This is a genomic window from Flintibacter sp. HCN-6482 (assembly GCF_037892565.1).
In the GTDB taxonomy this organism is placed as follows: Bacteria; Bacillota; Clostridia; order Oscillospirales; family Oscillospiraceae; genus Lawsonibacter; species Lawsonibacter aceti.
This window is the reverse complement of the sequence record NZ_JBBKBK010000003.1, coordinates 102134-123149: the sequence shown is the minus strand read 5'-3', so window position 1 is coordinate 123149 and position 21016 is coordinate 102134. Positions and strand designations below refer to the sequence as shown.

Below are 21016 nucleotides of genomic sequence, written 5' to 3'. Positions count from 1 at the left end.
CTCATTTTCTCCTTCTGAGCCAGCCGCAGGCCACACCCGCCAGGGAACCCAGCAGGTAGGCCAGAGCGCAGAACAGGGCAAATCCTGTCTCATAGGGATGGTACAGGTTGATGACGCACAGCAGAAACACCAGGCACAGCCAAAGCCGCCTCATCCGAACCCACAGCAGGGTCTTAGAGTACGGCAAAGGTAAGGAACAAGACCAGCGCCAGGGAGGCGCCGTTGGGCGGTGTGACGGACTCCGTGCCGGGCAGGGGAGCTCCCAGCAAAATGATATGCTCCATATCAATAGTCCAAATTGACGGCATATCTGGCGTTGCGCTCGATGAACTCCTTCCGGGGCTCCACCTTCTCACCCATCAGAATAGTAAAGGTCTCGTCGGCCTTAACGGCATCGTCCAGCTCGATGCGGCGCAGAGTGCGCTTCTCCGGGTCCATGGTGGTCTCCCACAGCTCGTGGGGGTTCATCTCGCCCAAACCCTTGAAGCGGCTGATATCAATCTTTACATTGGGATTACCCCCCCGCATCTCGGCAGAGATGGCATCCCGCTCCTCATCGGAGAAGGCCACACGGGTGGTCTTGCCCCGTGTCAGCTTGTACAGGGGAGGGACGGCGGAGTAGACATACCCGTGCTCGATGAGGGGCCGCATGAAGCGGAAGAAGAAGGTAAGCAGCAGGGTGCGGATATGGGCGCCGTCCACGTCGGCATCGGCCATAATGATAACCTTGTGGTAGCGCAGCTTGCTCAAATCGAACTCCTCTCCGATGCCGGCACCCAGAGCGGTGATTACCGGGGTGAGCTTGTCGTTACCATATACCTTGTCCGCCCGGGCCTTCTCCACATTGAGCATCTTGCCCCATAGAGGGAGGATCGCCTGGAAGCGGCTGTCCCGGCCCTGGGTGGCGGAGCCGCCGGCGGAGTCGCCCTCGACGATATAGATCTCGGTGAGCTCCGGGTTGGCCTCGTTGCAGTCCCGCAGCTTGTCCGGCATGGCCGCCCCGCCCAGGGCGGTCTTTCGGCGGATGGATTCTCTGGCCTTACGGGCGGCCTCTCTGGCCCGATTGGCAGTGAGGGCCTTATCCAGAATAGCCCGGCCCACAGCGGGGTTCTCCTCCAGATAGGTCTCCAGCTTTTCGGTGACAATGGCGTTGACCAGAGTACGCATCTCGCTGTTGCCCAGCTTTGCCTTGGTCTGACCCTCAAACTGGGCCTCGGTCAGCTTGACGGAGATAACCACGGTCAAGCCCTCCCGGCAGTCCTCGCCGGACACCTTGTCATCGTCCTTCAGCACCTTGATTTTCTTTCCGTAGGCGTTGAGCACGTTTGTCAGAGCGCGGCGGAAGCCCTCCTCATGCATACCGCCCTCAGGGGTATGGACGTTGTTGGCGAAGGACACCATCACCTCGCTGTACCCGTCGTTATACTGCATGGCCACTTCGGCCATGCTGTCCTCCCGGGCTCCAGACATATAGATGACGTCGTTGTGAAGGGGGTCCTTATTTTTATTCAGAAAGGTAACAAACTCCCGAATGCCGCCCTCGTAGCACATGTCGTCCTCTTGCTCCTGGCCAGGCCGCAGGTCCACGGTCTGGATGCGCAGGCCGGCGTTGAGGAATGCCTCCTCCCGCATACGGGTGTGCAGGGTCTCATAGTTATACTCCAGGGTGTCAAACATCTCCGGGTCGGGCTTGAAGGTGACGGTAGTGCCGGTGTGATCAGTCCTGCCCACTACCTTCATACTCTGGGTGATCTTACCCCGGGAAAACTTCATCTCATAGATCTGCCCGTCCTTGTGGACCTGGACCTCCAGCCACTCGGACAGAGCGTTGACCACTGAAGCGCCCACGCCATGGAGGCCGCCAGACACCTTATACCCGCCGCCGCCGAATTTTCCGCCAGCGTGGAGGATGGTAAAGACTACCTCTAGGGCGGGCCGGCCGGTCTGGGGCTGAATATCTACCGGGATGCCCCGGCCGTTGTCAGTGACGGTAATGGTATTGCCAGGATTGATGGTCACTGTGATATCCGTGCAGTAGCCCGCCAGAGCCTCGTCAATGGAGTTGTCCACAATCTCGTAGACCAGGTGGTGCAGGCCAGACTCGCTGGTAGAGCCGATATACATACCGGGGCGCTTGCGGACCGCCTCCAGACCCTCCAGCACCTGGATCTCAGAGCCACCATATTCGTGGTTGGTCTGGGTGGTGTTCAGCTCATTCAGTTCGTTTCGTTCTTCAGACATAATTTACCTCCGGTTTCATATGGTGGAAGGGTCAAGACGGGAGGGGCAAGAGGCGCTCTCTTTCCTCTCCTCTCTTGACTCTTCGTAATAAAAAAAGAAAATATCACTCAAAGGAATTTCGCTCTGCCCGGCTGACCAGGGCAGAGGGGGACAGAGAAGATAGATAGACCGTGGGAGGGGACTTGCCGTCCCCCGCTAAAATAAAGGACCTGGGAAGGTCATCGGTAAGCCAGACAGACCGACCCTCCCGTTCTGCCCGCTCTAAAAATTCCCGGGTCTTATAGGCCCAACTGGCGTTGTCCAAATCGAAAATGGCCAAAATTTCCCGGTGAGGAAGTACCACGGACTGGCCTAAATACAAGTACATAACAAACTCCCTATTTTCTCCTTGACCACAAAAATGCTGGCAGTTCATAAAATACACAGCCAACCATCCAAAAAAATGCAATAGACGGAATGACAATCAGCTTTGCCCTCATATCTGCCCCTATGGGCAGATACCATGTAATCCAGCAAATCAAAAAAATAGCCCCGCTAACCAATAGAGATAATTTCTTCCCTTTTTTTCGGCCCCTTACAGACAGCCAAAATTGAAGGGAATAGGAGAGCGCCGCCGGCCAAGCTACCAGTCCTAGGGCTACCAGTCCACCATGTCCAAAGAGAGCTCCGCCGAACCAGGGGCTGGATAATTCCTGCCAATACGAAATAAGATTCCGCAGCACAGTATCTTCCTCCATACAGCACATGATGAACTTTTTTATGAATCAAGCCCTGTCGGAGCCCTTTTAAATTAAAATCCCCGAACAAATTAAATTTTCTCTCTGGAAATTTTCCGCCGCCGCGACTTCGATTTGACGGCGCAAATACGCCGTTTTAGATATTCGTTACAATAGAGCCGTCTCGAATATGAAACACCCGACCACCCTCCAGCCCCTCCAGCTTTTCCTCCTCACAGCAGGTAATAAATACCTGGCCGCCACGGATACGGTTAAGAACAAAGGCCTGCCGTTTCGAGTCCAGCTCAGACAGCACGTCGTCCAACAGCAGGACTGGCCATTCTCCTGTCTCCTCCTGAAAGATCTCCCGCTGGGCCAGCTTCAGGGATAGGACCGCTGTTCTGGTCTGGCCCTGGGAGGCGTAGGTTTTAGCCAGCTGCCCACCGATGGATACCACCAAATCATCCTTATGGGGACCGGACAGGCACTGGCGGGCGTCCAGCTCCGCCTGACGGTGGCTCTCCTGGTGGGCCAGTAGCTGGGGAAGGATCTCTCTGGGCTGTGCCATGGGGTCAGTTACCGTGGACACTGTTTCATAGGATAGTTCCAGCCGCTCCCTTCCGCCGGAAAAATCAGCGTGGATGGCCGGGGCGTGTTTCTCCATCCGGCGGATAAAATGGGCCCGGTAATGGATCAGGATGGCCCCGGTCTGAGCTAGGCGCAGATTAAAGTCATCCAGGGTCTGAAGCAGAGATGGGTTCTCCGGCCAGTCTCGCAGAATGCGGGTCTTGTGGTCATAAAGGCGGTTATATTCTGCCAATGCCTGACTGTATCGGGGGCGGAGCTGGCAGATGGCCCCATCCAGAAACCGGCGCCGGGCGGAGCTCCCCTCCCGGATAAGATACAAGTCCTCCGGGCAGAACAGCACCGTGGTCAGGATCCCGGCCAGCTCCCCGGCTGTCTTAAGGCGTACGCCGTTGGAAAAAAGCTGTCTGCCTCGGCCCCGGAACAGCTTGGCCTCCAAAGTGAACACCCGGTCCCGACTGGCCACCTCCCCTTTGAGAAAAGCGGAGTCTATCCCCATCATGATCATCTCTCTGTCATAGCGGGCCCGATGGGACCGGGCGGCGGAGAGGTAGGCGACTGCCTCCAGCAGATTGGTCTTTCCCTGGGCGTTGTCCCCATATATCAGGTTGACCCGCGGGTCAAAGGAGGCCTCCAGATGGGTATAATTTCGAAAAAAATCCAGCTCTAAGGCGTTTACGATCATGTAACCACCAATTCAAGGGCGTGGTCGATGGCCGCCCGGTCCCCGGGGCGGAGCTTTTTGCCCCGCATTTCGCACACCTCGCCGTTGACTGTCACCCGTCCCTCCTGGATGATAAGCTTGGCGTCGCCTCCGGTCTCCACCGCCCCGGCGAACTTCAGTAAATCCTGGAGCTTGATAAATTCAGTTTTTATTTTGACCTCATGAGATTCCATAGCGGCCTCAACTTTCTAAGGTTATTGTTTTGGCTTCCATACCGCAATTCCAGCAGCGATACAAGGCAGCAAAAAGATGGGGAGAGCAGCGTGTCTTGTTACATATCGATAAAAGCTCCAATGTTCTCTGGAATAAACATGCCCCAAGGTCTGATATACCAGAAAAAAGCCAGCAATCGCTACGATACAGACCAGGACCGTAATACCTGTCACAAGGCCCTGCTTTCCCTCTTTTTTACATAGGTAGCTGGCTGAAATAAGAAGGATACAGGCAACATAGTGTCCAAATATCCAAAACACCAAGGGAATCCAGAATGAAATGAGAAGGAAAAATCCCAGAAATCCCAATACATTGATGAAATAGGATTTATGCCTCTGCCAGAGCGTCAATCGGTCGTTCTGTTCCATGGTATCCTTCCTTTCTGTTCTCTCTGTTTTTTGGTCCCGGTCTTTAATTGGCCTTCAAACGGACGGGCAGCACCATATAAATGAACTTCTCCTCCCCCTCGGCGGGCAGGATGACACAGGGGGCCACACCGGAGGTAAACTCCATCCGGAGCTTGTCAGCGGGGGCGGCCTTCAGAGCGTCCATCAGATACTTGTTGTTAAATCCAATCTCCAGCCCGCCGCCGTTGCCACTAATAGGGCACCGGTCGGCGGTGTCGCCCAGGGCGGTCTTTGTCGTAATATCTACCACCCCATCCCCAAAAAGGCAGCGAAGGGGAGATTTCAGCTTCTCGCTGATGATAAGGGACACCCGGTCAATGGAGGACAAGAGTGCTTTAGCTTCCACTTCCACTTGAATCGTGTTATTTCGAGGAATGGCGTTCTTATAGGGCAGAAACTCTCCCTCCAGCCTGCGGCAGACCAGAAGGATATCCCCGGTCTGGAACAGGATATGCCGGGCTCCCTGGATAATGGTCACCTTTTCTTCCCCGGAGCAGATTTTTTCCACCTCGTTAAGAGCGGAGCCGGGGACCACAAAGGAGAATGCCTCGGCCCCGGTTTTTTCCTCTACATCTTCCCGGCGGAGAGCCAGACGATAACCGTCCACAGACACCACAGTGAGGCGGCTGCCCTCCACATCAAAGAGGGAGCCAGTATGGATGGGGCGGCTCTCGTTGTCGCTGACGGCAAAGAGAGTCTGGGCAATCATGGACCGGAGCACAGGCTGGCTCAACACCAGAGAGTTCTGCTGGTCCACTGAGGGCAGTTCTGGAAACTCCTCGGCATCGGTGCCCAGGATGTTGATTTCATACATCCCGCATTTGATATTGACCGAGTAACCCTGTGAGGAAAAGACCACCACATCATCTGGCATTTTCCGGCAGGCCTCCCCCAGCAGGCGGGCGGAGAGAACCAGGGAACCCCCCTCCTTGATCTCCGCCGGTACCGTAGCCTGGATGCCAGTTTCCAGATTATAACCAGTCAGCTTCAGCTGTGCTCCGGCCTCGATGAGAATGCCCTCCATGGCAGGGATAGAGCTCTTAGCCGCCACTGCCCGAGAGGCCACGGTAACAGCGGAAGACAGCAGGGCCTTTTCACAGGAAAATTTCATATGGATTCCTCCGATCTCTTTCTCTCTCCCGGAAGGGGAGAGGACTGGATATATTTCGTAGTAGTTAGCCGTAGGAGAAAAAATTGTGGAAAGATGGCTGAAAGCTCTGGGGGAGTAAGAAAATAGCTTCCACAGGGGATGTGGATAGAGAAAAGCTCTTTTCCACAGAGAAAAAATTATCCACATTGGTCAACAGATAATCCACAAAAAAAGGTGGATAACTTATGTGTTCTCTGATTTTTTCAAGATCTCCTATGGGTCTATCCTTCGCGCTTTTTTATTCGTACCGGCTGTTGATGTTGGCAGTGATGTCCTTGACGATCTCCGCCTTTTCCGAGTCGCTTTTGATGGACTCCTCGATTTGACGGATGGAGTGGATGACTGTACTGTGATCCCGGCCGCTGAACTCCTGGCCGATCTCGTCCAGAGAGAGGTTGGTCATCCTTCGGATCTGATACATAGCGATTTGGCGGGCCAACACGATGTCCTTGGACCGGCCTTGGCCCCGTAGAATGGTAGGTTCTATGTTGTAGAACTTGCATACCTCGTCAATGATAACATCCGCTGTGGGCAGGATATCCGACTTTTCCTTGAACATATCTTTTACCGCCCGGACCACGGTGTCCTTGTCCACAGTGGCGCCCATCAGATCCCGGTAAGCCATGATCTTGTTGATGGTCCCTTCGATCTGCCGCACGTTGGCGGTAATGTTCTCGGCGATGAGTTGGAGCAGAAATTCGGGCAGGTCCAGCCCCATACGGACAGCCTTAGTTTTAATGATGGCCATTCTGGTCTCATAGTCGGGAGGCTTGATATCGGCGGGCAGGCCCTGCTCGAATCGGGTCTGAAGTCGCTGGTCCAGCCGAAGCAATTCCTTTGGGGGGCGGTCAGAGGTGAATACGATCTGGTGCCCGGCCTCGTACAAGGTGTTGAAGGTGTGGAACATCTCCTCCTGGGTGGACTCCCGGCCGGCGATGAACTGAACGTCGTCCATCAGAAAGACATCCGCCTCCCGGTATTTCTCCCGAAACTGCTGATTGCGGCCCTCTCGGATGGCGGCTACTAGCTCGTTGGTAAAGGTGTCCCCCTTGATGTAGACGATCTTATAGTCTGGATGGTTGGCGTGGATGGTGTGGGCGATGGCGTAGAGTAGATGGGTCTTGCCCAGTCCGGATTCGCCGTAGATAAACAGCGGGTTGTAGCCCGCCCGGCCCGGAATATCGGCCACCGCCCGGGCGGCGGAGTAGGCGTATCGGTTGGAGGAGCCTACCACAAATCGCTCGAAGGTATAATCGCTGGTGCCGGGAAACAGGATATCCTGTTTGGCCGCGCTGGTATTCTCCAGCTCTTTTTCCGTCAGGACCACCACCTTCAGGTCCATAGAAAACAGTTCTTTCAGGGCTGCCTCGATCTTCGGAATATAGAGGGATTTAATCACGCTCTGAGTATAGTCGTTTGGGGTCGATATGGTAAAACTGTCCTCAGTGAGGGATACGGCTTTCGCGTCGTCAAACCATGTTTTGATGGTGGTAGGGCTCAGGCCTTGCTGCTTCATCAGTTCGATGACCTTTGCCCAGATATCGTCGGCAGGGTTCATTGGAGTCCTCCTTAAAACAGTCTGAAAACTTGGAAAGCGCCTTCCCCTGCACAGAGAAGGCGGCTGGTCGGTTTCATCGGGATGTTCCTGAAAATAGGATTTTCTATACTGAACATTATACCAAAATTGGGGCTGGACCGCAAGGATTTCCCTTTATTTTTATTTATAATGTAAGGGAAAAAATAGTCCAATTTGTGTATAGGAAAGATATCTGACACAAGATGTAGAGATATGAGGAAAAAGAGAGAAAAAAGTTGACTCAGATGATAAAAAAGATGGTTGACATCAGGTCCCATCATCGTCTATAATGAGTAACGCTTTCCTGCAAAGGGGCTATTGTACCCATTTTTGCGGAAATACCGGCCGGGGTCTATCCGGCGCCGGAAAGAGCAGACCGCAGTTTCTTTGGAAACTGTTGTTGGGCCGGGAAAGCCGGCTTGAGATCAAATGAGGAGGTGTCCCCCATGCTTCGTACCTATCAGCCCAAGAAGCGCCAGCGTTCCAAGGAGCACGGCTTCCGCAAGCGTATGGCCACCCGCAATGGCCGCAAGGTGCTGGCTCGCCGCCGCGCCAAGGGCCGCGCCCGCCTGACCCACTGATGAGACTGGCGGGACCAGAGTCGTCCCGCAAAACCATCCTGGGATGAGCGGAAGACCGGATCTGATGCAGATGCGGTGAGAGGACACGATTTTTATAGATCGGGCAGAAGGGGCGTGGGATCTGATCCCCCGCCCCAAATGCGCATACGGAGATTCCTGTAAACCAATGGAGATGCCCTGGACAGAGGGAGGCGTATCATGAAGCACACCGTTTCATTGAAACAGAATCATGAATTCCGCCGCCTGTACAACAAAGGAAAAAGTGCGGTGTCCCCCTATTTTGTGGTATATTGCCGCAAAACAGGCCGGGACCAGAGCCGGCTGGGCATTACCACTGGCGTGAAGCTGGGCAACGCTGTGAAGCGCAACTTTGTCCGCCGCCGTATCCGGGAGCTGTACCGTACCAATGAGGAGAAGTTCCTCCCAGGTTTCGACATCGTGGTAGTGGCCCGGACGCGGGCCATCTTTGGCCGGTACAGGGAACTGGAGCGCAGTTTTCTCCAGCAGATGAAGAAGTTGGGACTTATGGCCCAGTCCGACAAAAAGGAGGACAGGCCATGAAATGGCTGCTCCTGAAGCTCATCCGGTCCTACCAGCGCAATATCTCGCCCCTGCGCCCCCCTTGCTGCCGCTTTATCCCCACCTGCTCTGCCTACGCCCTGGAGGCAGTGGAGAAATACGGCGCTCTCAAGGGAGGCTGGCTGGCCCTGCGCCGCATTCTTCGGTGCCACCCCTTCCACCGGCAGAGATCGATCCAATATGATCCTGTCCCGTAACGAGACCGGGCCCGCCGCCCCAACCTGATTTGTGGAGGTAACATTGTGGGTATCATACTAAAACCCTTTGCCTGGCTGCTGCTGACCTTTTATAATATCTTTAACAGCTACGGCCTGGCCCTGATCCTGTTCGCCATTGTGATTAAGCTCATTCTCTTCCCTGTTTCTCTGAAGAGCAAGAAGAGCATGATCCAGATGAATTTGCTCTCCGGCAAGATGCAGCAGCTGCAAAAGCAGTACGGCAAAGATCGGGAGCGCTATAACCTTGAGGTACAGAAACTTTACGAGCGGGAGAAGGTCAACCCCATGGGCGGCTGCCTGTGGTCCCTGATCCCTATGATTGTGCTCATCGCGCTGTATGGCATTATCCGCGAGCCGATCACCTACTTCATGAACCTGTCTATGGACCAGATCAAGGAAGTGGCCCAGCTGCTAAACTGGGATACCGTAGCGGTCACCCAGGGCTGGGTGACCCAAGCCATGATGGACAAGGCCGGCGGCGTCTTTGAGAACGGCGCCTATAATCAGCTGTATCTGCTGTCCCTGATCAATGACTCCAATCTGGCTTCGCTCCAGGCTGCCCTGGGTGAGGCCGGCAGCGGCTTATTTGTTATGAACTTCCAGTTCCTGGGTCTGGACCTGTCCCTCATCCCCACTTGGAAATTCTGGACCGGCGGCCTGAAATGGAGCTCGATCGGCCTGTTTCTCCTGCCCTTGGTGTCCACCGGAGTCTCCTTCCTATCCATGAAGGTGTCCATGGCCACCAACAAGATGAATACCAAGACTCAGAATGCCCAGATGGATCAGACGAATAAAATAATGATGTGGATGATGCCGCTGATGTCTCTGTGGATCGGCTTTACCGTTCCTGCCGGCCTGTCTGTCTACTGGGTGGCCCAGTATTTCGTCACCATGGCCCAGGAGGTCATCTGCGGCAGGATGCTGAAGAAGGACTATGAGGCTGCCCGGCTGGCCGCTGAAGAGCGGGAGCGCCAGGAGAAGGAAGAGGAAAAGCGCCGTAAGGAGGAGGCTCGTCTGGAGCGGGCCCGCCGCATCGAGGAAGAGAAGCAGAACAAGGGCAAGAAAAAGTCTGGTCAGAAGAAGAAAAAAGATGAGGAACCCGATCAGGAGGGCGTCAACAAGGAGGACAGCCGGGAGGGCATCCGAGCCTACGCCAGGGGCAGGGCTTATATACCCAGCCGATTTGGCGGCGTCACACCCTATCAGGATCCCAATATCCTGATCCGTGCCCAGATGGAGGCTCAGGCCGCCGCCAAGGGAAAAAAGAAGGGTCAGCCGGCCCCTGAGTCCCAGGCGGAACAGCCTGCCGCTCCCGTTCAGACGGAGCAGCCGGCGGCTGAAGCCCCAGCTCAGGAGGAGTTAGATGTCCAGTCCGCCCAGGCTGTGGAGGAGCATATGCCCTCTGCCGCTGAAGTGACCGAGGAAGCCGAGACTCAGGAAATCGAGGTCGAGGTAGAGGAGATCGAGGTCGAAGTGCCGGATGAGGACGAGAAGAAGGAGGGTATCTGACTATGATCAAGTGGATTGAGACCACCGGACGCTCTGAGGAGGATGCCATCTCCGCCGCCCTGTTCCAGCTGGGCCTGGACCGGGACGATGTGTCTGTTGAAGTGATTGAGCGGGCAAAATCCGGATTTCTGGGTTTTGGCAGCAACCCCGCCAAGGTCCGTGTGAGCTATGAGGTGGAGGATGGCTCTCCCAAGCCTATGATGGAGGACCTGCTGGAGGAGATTTCTGTCCGCCAGGAGGAGCCCAGACAGGTGGAGAAAAAGCCTCAGCCCAGGGAGGAGCGTGTGCTGTCTGCCGCTCCTGTCCAGGAGAAGGAAGAGGAACAACCCGCCGCCCCTGTGGAAGAGGAGACTATTTTGTCCGCTAAACCTGGCTGGAAGAGCCAGCAGCCCCGCCGGGACCGCCGGAATGAGGGTAAGCGCCGTCCCGCGCCTGGCCAGCTCCAGGAGGGAGATGAGGTGCTTATCAGCAGCAGGGAGCACAAACCCCTGCGGACAGAAACGCCCGCGGTCCCCGTATCTGAGGACGATGAGAAGGCCCAGAAGATTGCCACATTCCTCACCGGTCTGATGGAGCACCTGAATGTGCAGGCCGCTCCTGAGATTTTTGTCACCGAGGAGGGCAACTATAAGGTGCGTCTCCAGGGGCAGGATCTTGGGGCTATCATCGGCCGCCGGGGAGAAACGCTGGACGCTATTCAGCAGCTGACAAACTACGCCATCAATCATGGTCAGTCTAAACGGGTCCGTATCCACGTGGACGCTGAAGGTTATCGCTCCAAGCGGGAAGAGGCTCTTCAGCGCCTGGCGGTGAAGGTAGCCGGCAAGGTGGTCAAGTACCGGAAGAATATGACTTTGGAGCCCATGAACGCCTACGAGCGCCATGTGATTCACACTGCTCTTCAGGACTATCCCAATGTTACCACCTACTCCACTGGTGTGGAGCCCAACCGCCGCACTGTGGTGGCCTATGCTCCCGGTCAGAAATAAGAGAATGCACGGGCGGCGGGAGAAATTTTCTCCCGCCGCTTTTTTTCAGTTGGAGGTGTCCCATGCCTACGCCTTTATATGACGCGGTGAAAAAGTACGCGGACCAGGAGCCTTTCCGATTCCATATGCCGGGGCACAAGGGAGGGCCTGTTCCCCTGATGGCGGAGCTGAAGTGGATGACCCCCATTGACCTCACCGAGCTGCCCCCTACCGGGAACCTGTACGAAGGGGGTGAGCCCTTTGCTTCCGCCCAGGCTCTATGGGCAAGGGAGTTTGGCTTTGAATACTGCCAATTTCTCACCGGCGGCTCTACCCAGGGCATCCACACCGGACTGGCCCTGTGTTGTCCGCCGGGGAGTAAGGTGCTGGTGGACCGAAACTGCCACCGGGCGGTGTTTAACGCCATGGCTCTGCTGGACCTGGAGCCCATCTATCTGGAGCGCCCTTGGCTGGGAGAGGAAAGCCTGATCGGTCCGATTTCCCCGGAAACTGTGGAAAATATGCTGTGCCAATGTCCTAAAATAAAAACAGTTTGTATTACTGCTCCAACATATGCCGGTGTGTTATCAGATGTTGGCACAATTTCTCGTCTCGTTCACGCCCATGGTGGAAAACTTTTTGTAGACGGCGCCCACGGCGCCCATCTGCCCTTCCTAGGTCTGGCTCCCTTCTGGGAAGCGGATGGAGTTGTAGTGTCCGCCCACAAGACCCTTCCCACCCTGGGACAAGGGGCCCTGCTCTTTACCAATGGGATGGACCCGGACCGGGTGCGGCAGTTGGCCTCGGTCTTTGGCACCTCCAGTCCCTCCTATCCCATTATGGCCAGCATGGACACGGCCCGAGAGTGGATGGTCAAATGGGGACATCACGACTACCGCCGGACCGCTCTCCGGGTGGCACAGCTGCGGGAGCAATTCCCCTCCCTAAGAGAAAAAAGACTGTCACTGGATCCCACCCGCTTTGTCCTCAGCGTCCAGAACGGTCCCGCTTTTACCCGCGCGCTGGAGAAGCGCGGCGTTTATCCAGAGATGGAGGACGGGGGCCATGTGGTCTTTATCTGTACCCCCTTTGATAACAGCTTTTCCCTGAGTGCGCTGGAGAGGCGGCTGGAGGAGCTGCGGGAGCAGATGGGACCCTGTCCGCCCATTCCAGCTCCGCCTCTGCCGGAGCAGGCCATGTCTCCCCGGCAGGCTCTCTTTGCCCCCAGCCGGGTCTGGCCGCTGGAGGACTGTGAGGGGGAGGTGGCCGCCTGTCAGATTGCGCCTTACCCTCCGGGAGTACCAGTAGTGGCTCCCGGCGAGGTAATCTCAAAAAAATCGCTGGCCTATTTGAAACAAATAGGATATAATATAAAATCAGAGGTGCGGATTGCCGCCCTCTGATGGAGAATGTTCCCACAAGTGAGGAAGGTTATGGAATTTTCGGCCTTGGCTGGCAACGACAGGTTGAAGGAGCAGCTCTCCCAGCAGGAGAGCGGCCGCGGCCTGGCCCACGCCTACATTATTTCAGGTCCAACCGGCTCCGGCCGGCATACTTTGGCCCGGCTGCTGGCCGCCGCTATGGTATGTACGTCCGATAGCGGCAGCAGGCCCTGTGGAAAATGCTCCCCATGCAAAAAGATAATCGCTGGAATCCATCCAGATTTTGAGATTATTTCCGGCCCGGAGGAGGGCAAACCTATCACCGTGGATCAGATCCGAGCCCTCCGAAGCGACGCATATATACGTCCTAACGAGGGGGATCGGAAAATATATCTGCTGGAAGGGGCAGACCAGATGAATGCCTCCGCCCAGAATGCCATGTTGAAGCTGTTGGAGGAGGGCCCTGGATATGCCGTCTTTCTGCTGTTGGCGGAGAACGGGGGGGGACTGCTTCAGACAGTGCGCTCCCGGTGCGAGGAACTGGTGCTGTCCCCTGTTTCTGTGGTCCAGTGCCAGAGCTGGCTGAAGGACCGCTTTCCCCAAAAAAGCTTGGAGGAGATCCAGACAGCCGCTCTGGATTGCCAGGGCATTCTGGGCCGGGCGGTGGACCGGCTGTCTGGGACCGACGAGAAAACCAGGACCAGAGAGGAGCAGGCGGACCGGCTGGCCCAGGCCGTGGAGGAAGGTACGGAGCTGCAGCTCTTTGAGGCGGCCATGGTTTTGGATAGGATGGACCGGGAGGAGCTGAACCGACTGCTGGACAGTCTGGAGGCGGCTCTAGGTGCCCGAATTGGTAGGAGCGGCGACCGCCGTAGATCCCTCCGGGGAGTAGAGCTGGTCCATCAGCTGCGGAGGGCTTCACAGCTCAACGCCAATTCTGGTCAGATGGCTGGCTGGTTATGTGCCGGGATGTTCATAAAGGAGTGAGAACTCCGGGAGCGGAGCGGGGAAAAGGCGGCACAGCCGCCGGCCCCGCGTATCCACTCTGGAGAGAAGAAGGAGAATCCCCTATGGTAGAGATCATCAGCGTCCGCTTTCAAAGCGGCGGAAAGCAATATTATTTCAACCCCGATGGACGGCAGTTCCAGATAGGGGACGGGGTCATCGTGGAGACCTCCAGGGGTACGGAGTACGGTGAGTGTGTACAAGCAAACTCTATGATCGATGAGATTGAGCTCACCGCCCCCCTGCGCCCGGTGATCCGGGTGGCCACGGAGGAGGATCGGCAGACAGTAGAGGCCAACCGAGAGAAGGAGAAGAAAGCCTTTTCCATCTGCCAGCAGAAGATTGCCGAGCATGGCCTGGATATGAAGCTGGTCAAGGCGGAGTACAGCTTTGATGGCAGCAAGGTGTTGTTCTTTTTTACCTCCGAAGGGCGGGTGGACTTCCGGGCGCTGGTCAAGGACCTGGCCGGGGCCATCCACGCCCGTATCGAGCTGCGCCAGATCGGCGTGCGGGACGAGGCCAAGATGCTGGGTGGATTAGGCATCTGTGGAAAGCCCTTCTGCTGCTCCCAATTTTTGGATGAATTCCAGCCTGTGTCTATCAAAATGGCAAAGACGCAGAACCTGTCCCTGAATCCCACCAAGATATCGGGTACCTGTGGCAGATTGATGTGCTGCTTGAAGTACGAGCAGGAGGCATATGAGGACCTGGTGAAGCACGCCCCGAAGCAGGAGTCTTTTGTGGAAACTCCAGACGGAGCGGGCACTGTGTCCAGCGTCAACCTGCTCCGTCAAACAGTCCAAGTTCGGCTGGAGTCGGCACCGGAGACCCCCAAATGCTACCATAACTGTGAACTGTGTGTGATCCGAAATGGGAAGGGAAAGCGGCCGGAGGGCTATGTGGAGCCACCTTTGGAGCAGTTGGCCCAGCTGCGCCGTAAAGTAGAGGACGCCCCGGAGGAGAAGCGGGAGTTCAGCGGTGAGGGCTCCTCTCTGGCCGCCGCGCTGGAGGAGGTTTTCAGCCGCCGAGAGGAGAGCCAGACCCCACCCCCGCCCGCTGTGGAGCAGGAGGGGGGCGAGGAGCGCCGGGAACGCCGTCGCCGCCGCCGACCCAGAGGAGAGCGGCGTACCGCTGGAGAGCAGGAGGGCCGTACTACGGAGGACCGCCCCCGCCAGGAGCGGAAGGAGCAGCGGCCCCAGGAGATTCAGAGCGGCGAGGGGCAGCCCAAGTCCGCCGGGACCGAGGGGAGCGAGAATCGGAACAGCCGTCGCCGCCGCCGCCGGCCTAGAGGGGGCAGCGGCCCCAGGAGTGAACAGCCCCAGGAGTGAGCTCTGCTCCCATCGCACTGTGGCAGAGAGATAGGGACCCGGTCTATTCGCGGAGAGGGCCGGGTCCTTGCTTTTGATTTGAGAAGAGGTGGAAAGGGATGGATGGCTTCCTCCACGCGCTGTCCGCTGTGTCAGTGCTGCTGATGCTCATGTCTGTGGGCTACTTTATGGGAGTCAAGGGCTGGATGACCACTAGGGAGAAGCGGTTTGTCAGCCGGTACATCGTAAACATCGCAGTACCATGCAACTGTGTGGTGGGACTGCTGGATAATCTGAGCCATAATGATTTGGCCCAGGCTGGACTTCTAGTGGCGTCTGGAGTCCTGGGAGTGGGGGTCACACTGCTGATATCTACCGCTGCCGCAGCCCTGCTTCATCTGCCGCGGAAGCGGTGGGGTGTCTTTGTGGCTATGGCCGGGTTGTCCAATACCCTGTTTATTGGCATCCCGGTCTGTACTCAGTTGTTTGGTCAGGTATGTATGCCTTATGTGATGCTATATTATCTGGCCAACACCATTTTTGTACAGTCGGTTGGGATCTTGCTTATTGAACGGTCGGGAGACAGACCGGCCTCTAGAGGCGGAGTGACCGGCTTTTTTTGGGACTTGGTGACAAAGCCGCCTATTCTTGCCCTTCTGTTGTCCTTACTGCTCCTAGTAGCGGATCTGAAATTGCCGGAGCCGGTGATGCGGTTCGCGGAGTACATCGGGGATTCAGTTTCCCCTCTCGCGTTAATTTACTGCGGGTTTATTCTCTATGAATTGGGGCTGAAAAATTTGAGACTGATGCCCGGACTGCCTGTTATGCTGGTGATACGTCTGGGGCTTTCCCCGGTGATCTGCTGGCTATTCTGTATGCTGTTCGGTGTCAGTGGGCTGGCCCGGGATGTCTTTGTGGTGGAGAGCGCTCTGCCGGTGGTCAGCCAAGTTCCTGTGCTGGCTGGAGCCTATGGCGCAGACGAGGAGTACGCTGCTGCTGGAGCTTGCTTGTCCGTGCTAGTCTGTCTAGTGACGGTCCCCTTTTTAATGCTGGGTCTGGGATGAGGAGTGGACCCAGGACCAGTTCGGCACCAAATTGGTTGGCACTGAGTTTGAAAAATGGGTGGAATAAAAAGCCGGCGAGTATAATTACTCGCCGGCTTTCCTATTCTGGTTTAACACAGGCAGCGAATGGAGGGCCGACGGCCTAGGCTGCTTACAGCAGGCCCAGATCGTATTTCCAGCCCAGTACCCGCTCCACGGCCCGGTCCAACAGCTCCTGGGGGATGACATCGTCCTCCAGTGCCTGGAGGATCTGGGGGATCTGTTCCTGAAAGTCAGTGGTGACCAGCATATCGTTGCCAGCCAGCAGGGCCAGAACAGCGGCGGAGCCGTCAGCGGCATACTGATCAATGGCGTCCATGGCCAGGTCGTCAGTGAGCGCCACTCCCTCAAAGCCCAAGCCCTGCCGCAGCAGTTGGTGGACCGCTGGGGAGAGGGAGGCGGGGAGATCCGGGTCCAGAGCCGCCATGATATTGTGGGATACCAGCACGGCGGTCATCCCATGGTTGGAGGAGGCCTGGATGCCGGCCTGGAAGGGGAGGAGATCTTGCTCCCAAAACAGCTCCAGCGGCCGTTGGTCCAGGGCGATGCCGGTGTGGGTGTCCACATTGTCTCCATAACCTGGGAAATGCTTTAGCACAGAGCCCATGGTATCCACTGACATCTGCTCTACCACCTGGGCGATGTAATCGCCGGTTTCCTCTACGCCCTGACCCAGCGTGCGGTCGTAAATAAAGTCATTGGGATTCGTGGACAGATCGGCCACCGGGGCAAAATTCACATTGATGCCAAGAGAGCGGAGCAGCTCGTCCTTTTCCTGTGTGTCAGCCAGGATAGCTTCTATCCCGCCCTGTTCATACAACGCCTGGGGGGACTGGAACCGTTGGGGCCGTAGTTTTGGGTTGGAGCTGACCCTGACCACAGTGCCCCCCTCCTCGTCCACGCCGATCAGCATAGGGATCTCCACAGCCGACTGGTAGGAGGCGATATCCTCCTTGACCTGCTCCGCGGTCTTGTCCTTAAAATCCCGGCCGAACAGAATATATCCCCCCAGATGGTACTGGCTGGCCAGAGCGGCTCCATCTTCCTGTGGGTAGCGGGCAAAGAAGATCTGCCCCACTTTTTCCTCCAATGTCATGGAGGAGAGGAGGCGGTCAATGGTCTCCCGCCGGGGGTCGGGGACTTCCTCTGGGGAGGTAGAGGGTTCGGTGGTTGAGATAGAGGGCCCCGCCGGGACGGCTGGCTCGTCAGGGCCTTCAGAGGAGGTCTCAGGCGCGGAGGTACAGCCTGTCAGCAGAAAAAAGAGTAGGAGCAGGGAAAGACATCGTTTCATGGTATGCTCCTTAACAGAATGTGGTACGCAGAGTGCCGATGCCCTGGATGGTCACCTCCACCCAGTCGTCCGGTTTTAACCAGCTCTTTTGGTCAGCAGGATAGCCGTGCATTACACCTTGGGGGGTGCCGGTGAAGATCAGATCTCCGGGCATCAGAGTAAAGTGATGGGACAGGTCAGCGATGATCTGGGCCAGGGGGAAGATCATGTCCGAGGTATTGGAGCTCTGCCGCACCTCCCCGTTGACCGTGCTGGAGATGTCCAGATGGTTGGGGTCCAATTCTCCGGCAGGGACCAGACAAGGGCCCACGGGGGCAAAACCGTCGAAGGTTTTGGACAGCACCCACTGGCCGCCCCGGGCAAACTGCAGGTCCCTGGTGGACAGGTCGTTGCCGCAGGTGTAGCCAAAAACATAGTCCAGGGCATCCTCCTCGGACACGGACCGGGCGGGTTTTCCGATTACAGCTACCAATTCCGCCTCATAATCATACTCTTTGTAATCTGAAATCAGCTTGACACAGTCCCCATGTGCAGCCAGAGCGTTGGAAAACTTGTTGAACAGCACCGGGGCAGGGGGGATGGGCAGACCACACTCCTTAGCGTGCTGGCGGTAGTTCAGACCGATGCAAAAGATACGGTCAGTCCCGGTGACCACCGGGGCCAGGGGGGCGCCGGTAAAACACTGAGGGTCCTGGAGCAGGGGGGTCAGCAGCCGCTCCAGCTCGCCAGCGGGGAGGGCAATGGCGGCGGCCATATCTTCTGGGACCGTGACGCCCAGGCGGGTGGCCTCGGCAGCCGCGTCTACCACCCCTCTTTCGGTCTGGAGTCCCAGGGCGGGCCTTCCATTGCGCCAAAATTGCACCAGTTTCATAAACGATCTCTCCTTTTGTATCAAATCAGGGGCAGTCCCGCGAAGGGCTGGCATCGGTGGCGGGACAGGGTTCCGGTACCACTATGGTAGCATATCCGCCGGGGAACGGCAAGGAGAACCGTAGAAAAGGCAGGTGGCCATCCGTTCTACCGCTGAGAGGCCCAGAATCCGTGTATATTGCAGTAGGCGTAAGCAGCTTCCACCTGGTCACCGTCGGTTAGCAGAAACGTAGCCTTGGGCTCCTGACCGGGGACCAAAAAGCGGCACTGCCTACTGTTAGCACACTCCAGCACGATCCACTGAATATAGTGGACAGATAGCATGGGGTGGGGCTGAGTGCCCACATGGACAGTGACCTCGTTCCCGTTGATAGACAAGATGGGGACGTGGACCTCTGGAGAACCTCCACCAGAGCCGGAGGCCAGAGGCCGCATCCGCCGCCCGCAGGAGGAGATGGGGGTACCAAAATTATTCAGAAAGGTGACGACCTCGCTGTGAGGGGAAACGGCGTAAAAATTCATTGTAAAAGGCTCCTTTCCCGTAATACTGAGATATTCTATGCGGTGGACCTGGCAGTGACTATAAAAAAACCGGAGTCCCATGGTACATGGGACTCCGGTGGATGCCAGGGGAGAGGCGATTTCTCCCCGGCGGTTTTTTCCATGTGGATAACAGCGACGGGTAGGGCACCTAATTGTTTGGCGTTTCTCTCTGCAAAATAGAATTTTGTGGATGACAGGACAGGAGAATCAGGCTTCCGGCTCATCCTGTTCCCTGCGGGTGACAGCAATGCTCAAATCGTCCAGCTGCTTGTCATCCACAAAGTCCGGACAGGCCATCATTAGGTCAGAGGCGTTCTGCACCTTGGGGAAGGCGATGACGTCCCGGATGGAGGGAGCGCCGGCCATCAGCATACACAGCCGGTCCAGACCATAGGCCAGGCCGCCGTGAGGGGGAGCGCCGAACTTGAAGGCGTTGACCAGATGGCCAAAGCGCTCCTGAATGTCCTCCTCGCTGATACCCAGAGCCTGGAACGCCTTTTCCTGCATCTCCGGGGTGTTGATGCGGATGGAGCCGCCGCCCAGCTCGGTGCCGTTAAGAACGATATCATAGGCCCGGGCCCGGCAGTGGGCTTTATCGGTGAGGATCTTGTCCTCGTCCTCTACCATGGGGGCGGTGAATGGGTGGTGCATGGCCTGGTAGCGGCCCTCCTCCTCAGACCACTCGAACATGGGGAACTGGGTCACCCACAGGAAGCGGAAGTCCTTGGGGTCCAGGATATTCAGCTGACGGGCTACTTCGCACCGCAGGGCGCCCAGGGCGGCCCATACCACGTCGTTTTTCTCGTCGCCTACGATGAGGATCAGGTCGCCGTCCCTGGCGCCGGCCCGGTCCAGAATGGCCTTGTTCTCCTCTTCAGTGAGGAACTTGGCGTAGGAGGAGGTCACTTGGCCGTCCACCATCCTTGTCCAAGCCAAGCCCTTGGCCTTATAGGTCTTGACGAAGTCCACCAGCTTGTCGATTTTCTTCCGGGGGAAGTCGGCAGCGTGACCGTTGATGTTGATCAGCCGGACGGAGCCGCCGCCTGCCACTGGACCGGAGAACACGCCGAAGCCGCAGTCCTTTACAATGTCGCTGATGTCGGTAAGCTCAAAGCCGAAGCGCAGGTCGGGCTTGTCAGAGCCGAAGCGGTCCATGGCCTCCTGCCAGGGCATACGTTGGAAGGGGGTCTGAACATCCACATCCAGCACCTCTTTGAATACCCGCTTCAAAAAGCCCTCCTGGATGGACATGATGTCGTCCTCGTTGACAAAGGACATCTCCAGGTCGATCTGGGTAAACTCAGGCTGGCGGTCGGCCCGCAGGTCCTCGTCCCGGAAGCACCGGGCGATCTGGAAGTAACGGTCAAAGCCGGACAGCATCAGCAGCTGCTTGTACTGCTGGGGGGACTGGGGCAGGGCATAGAACTTGCCAGGGTGTACCCGGGATGGGACCAGATAGTCCCGTGCGCCCTCGGGGGTGGACTTGGTGAGGACGGGGGTCTCAATCTCCAAAAAGCCCTGCTCATCAAAGTAGTCCCGGCAGATCTTGGTGATCTTGTGGCGGGTGGCGATGGCCGCCTGCATCTCCGGGCGGCGCAGGTCCAGATAGCGGTACTTCAGCCGCAGCATATCATTGGCCTTGGAGTGCTCCACAATCTCAAAGGGAGGGGTCTCGGACTTGGCCAGCAGGCGCAGCTGGGTGACATAGACCTCGATATCTCCGGTGGCGATCTTGTTGGTCTTGGACTCACGCTCCCGCACCAGTCCGGTGGCGGCCACCACAAACTCCGCCCGGAGAGAGGCGGCCTTTTCAAAGATGGCCTTGTCGGTGCTGTCGTCGAAAGACAGCTGGACCAGCCCGGTGCGGTCCCGCAGGTCCACGAAGATCAGGCCGCCCAGGTCCCGCTGGCGCTGGACCCAGCCGCAGAGGGAAACCGTCTTGCCGACATCGGACAGGCGCAGGTCCCCGCAGTAGTTGGTGCGGTGAAAGTTCTGAAGGTTATCCATAAAAATCAACTCCAATTTGTATTATTCAAAATTAAAATTGC

The 21016-nt window shown here is 57.0% G+C and carries 21 protein-coding genes; 9 read left to right on the top strand and 12 right to left on the bottom strand.

What is annotated here, in order from left to right:
* Position 1: 1 nt before the first annotated feature.
* The 8 genes from WKS99_RS10190 to dnaA form a co-directional block, all read right to left on the bottom strand.
* Positions 2-154: a hypothetical protein gene (locus WKS99_RS10190; protein WP_340405896.1), complete on the bottom strand. Its 153-nt coding sequence runs from the start codon at positions 152-154 to the stop codon at positions 2-4.
* 131 nt (positions 155-285) lie between these two features.
* Positions 286-2241 carry a DNA topoisomerase (ATP-hydrolyzing) subunit B gene (gyrB, locus tag WKS99_RS10185; RefSeq protein WP_147572515.1) on the bottom strand — a complete coding sequence of 652 codons (1956 nt, stop codon included), beginning with the start codon at positions 2239-2241 and terminating at the stop codon, positions 286-288.
* A gap of 103 nt (positions 2242-2344) precedes the next feature.
* On the bottom strand, positions 2345-2608 hold the full coding sequence (gene remB / locus WKS99_RS10180; protein WP_147572516.1) for an extracellular matrix regulator RemB: 264 nt from the start codon (positions 2606-2608) through the stop codon (positions 2345-2347).
* Positions 2609-3114: 506 nt separating this feature from the next.
* Positions 3115-4227, bottom strand: coding sequence for a DNA replication/repair protein RecF (gene recF / locus WKS99_RS10175; protein WP_147572518.1), 1113 nt, complete (start codon positions 4225-4227; stop codon positions 3115-3117).
* On the bottom strand, positions 4224-4439 hold the full coding sequence (locus WKS99_RS10170; RefSeq protein ID WP_147572519.1) for an RNA-binding S4 domain-containing protein: 216 nt from the start codon (positions 4437-4439) through the stop codon (positions 4224-4226). The genes recF and WKS99_RS10170 overlap by 4 nt, the downstream gene beginning before the upstream one ends.
* A 21-nt stretch (positions 4440-4460) precedes the next feature.
* Positions 4461-4847, bottom strand: coding sequence for a hypothetical protein (locus WKS99_RS10165; protein WP_340405895.1), 387 nt, complete (start codon positions 4845-4847; stop codon positions 4461-4463).
* Between the two features lie 43 nt (positions 4848-4890).
* Entirely contained in the window at positions 4891-5997 is a 1107-nt protein-coding gene (gene dnaN / locus WKS99_RS10160; RefSeq protein ID WP_147572521.1) for a DNA polymerase III subunit beta, read from the bottom strand.
* A 277-nt stretch (positions 5998-6274) separates the two neighbouring features.
* Positions 6275-7594: a chromosomal replication initiator protein DnaA gene (dnaA, locus tag WKS99_RS10155; RefSeq protein WP_147572522.1), complete on the bottom strand. Its 1320-nt coding sequence runs from the start codon at positions 7592-7594 to the stop codon at positions 6275-6277.
* 464 nt (positions 7595-8058) lie between these two features.
* Here dnaA and rpmH point away from each other — a divergent pair, with 464 nt between their 5' ends.
* From rpmH to WKS99_RS10110, 9 genes are all read left to right on the top strand, one after another.
* Complete coding sequence (gene rpmH / locus WKS99_RS10150) at positions 8059-8193, top strand: 50S ribosomal protein L34 (protein ID WP_040649988.1); 135 nt, start codon at positions 8059-8061, stop codon at positions 8191-8193.
* 198 nt (positions 8194-8391) lie between these two features.
* Entirely contained in the window at positions 8392-8754 is a 363-nt protein-coding gene (gene rnpA, locus WKS99_RS10145) for a ribonuclease P protein component (RefSeq protein WP_186853222.1), read from the top strand.
* The gene (yidD, locus tag WKS99_RS10140) at positions 8751-8969 is read left to right on the top strand and encodes a membrane protein insertion efficiency factor YidD (RefSeq protein ID WP_147572524.1); all 219 of its coding nucleotides are present in this window, start codon (positions 8751-8753) and stop codon (positions 8967-8969) included. The genes rnpA and yidD overlap by 4 nt, the downstream gene beginning before the upstream one ends.
* A gap of 45 nt (positions 8970-9014) precedes the next feature.
* Entirely contained in the window at positions 9015-10499 is a 1485-nt protein-coding gene (locus WKS99_RS10135; protein ID WP_262669554.1) for a YidC/Oxa1 family membrane protein insertase, read from the top strand.
* 2 nt (positions 10500-10501) lie between these two features.
* Positions 10502-11488, top strand: a complete 987-nt coding sequence (gene jag, locus WKS99_RS10130; protein WP_186853221.1) for an RNA-binding cell elongation regulator Jag/EloR — start codon at positions 10502-10504, stop codon at positions 11486-11488.
* A gap of 62 nt (positions 11489-11550) precedes the next feature.
* Entirely contained in the window at positions 11551-12870 is a 1320-nt protein-coding gene (locus tag WKS99_RS10125) for an aminotransferase class I/II-fold pyridoxal phosphate-dependent enzyme (protein ID WP_340405894.1), read from the top strand.
* A 30-nt stretch (positions 12871-12900) separates the two neighbouring features.
* Positions 12901-13836 carry a DNA polymerase III subunit delta gene (locus WKS99_RS10120; RefSeq protein WP_340405893.1) on the top strand — a complete coding sequence of 312 codons (936 nt, stop codon included), beginning with the start codon at positions 12901-12903 and terminating at the stop codon, positions 13834-13836.
* Between the two features lie 83 nt (positions 13837-13919).
* Positions 13920-15182 (top strand): PSP1 domain-containing protein, encoded by a 1263-nt coding sequence (locus WKS99_RS10115; protein WP_340405892.1) that lies wholly within the window; start codon positions 13920-13922, stop codon positions 15180-15182.
* A gap of 98 nt (positions 15183-15280) precedes the next feature.
* On the top strand, positions 15281-16225 hold the full coding sequence (locus WKS99_RS10110) for an AEC family transporter (RefSeq protein WP_147572531.1): 945 nt from the start codon (positions 15281-15283) through the stop codon (positions 16223-16225).
* Positions 16226-16376: 151 nt separating this feature from the next.
* Here the strand turns inward: WKS99_RS10110 and WKS99_RS10105 are convergent, their stop codons facing one another.
* From WKS99_RS10105 to aspS, 4 genes are all read right to left on the bottom strand, one after another.
* Positions 16377-17555, bottom strand: coding sequence for a glycoside hydrolase family 3 protein (locus WKS99_RS10105; RefSeq protein WP_340405891.1), 1179 nt, complete (start codon positions 17553-17555; stop codon positions 16377-16379).
* A 10-nt stretch (positions 17556-17565) separates the two neighbouring features.
* Positions 17566-18426, bottom strand: a complete 861-nt coding sequence (locus tag WKS99_RS10100; protein ID WP_340405890.1) for a fumarylacetoacetate hydrolase family protein — start codon at positions 18424-18426, stop codon at positions 17566-17568.
* Between the two features lie 146 nt (positions 18427-18572).
* A complete protein-coding gene (locus WKS99_RS10095; RefSeq protein ID WP_240288863.1) occupies positions 18573-18947 on the bottom strand; it encodes a desulfoferrodoxin family protein in 375 nt (124 codons plus the stop codon).
* A 228-nt stretch (positions 18948-19175) separates the two neighbouring features.
* The gene (aspS, locus tag WKS99_RS10090; protein WP_240288862.1) at positions 19176-20975 is read right to left on the bottom strand and encodes an aspartate--tRNA ligase; all 1800 of its coding nucleotides are present in this window, start codon (positions 20973-20975) and stop codon (positions 19176-19178) included.
* Between the last annotated feature and the right edge of the window lie 41 nt (positions 20976-21016).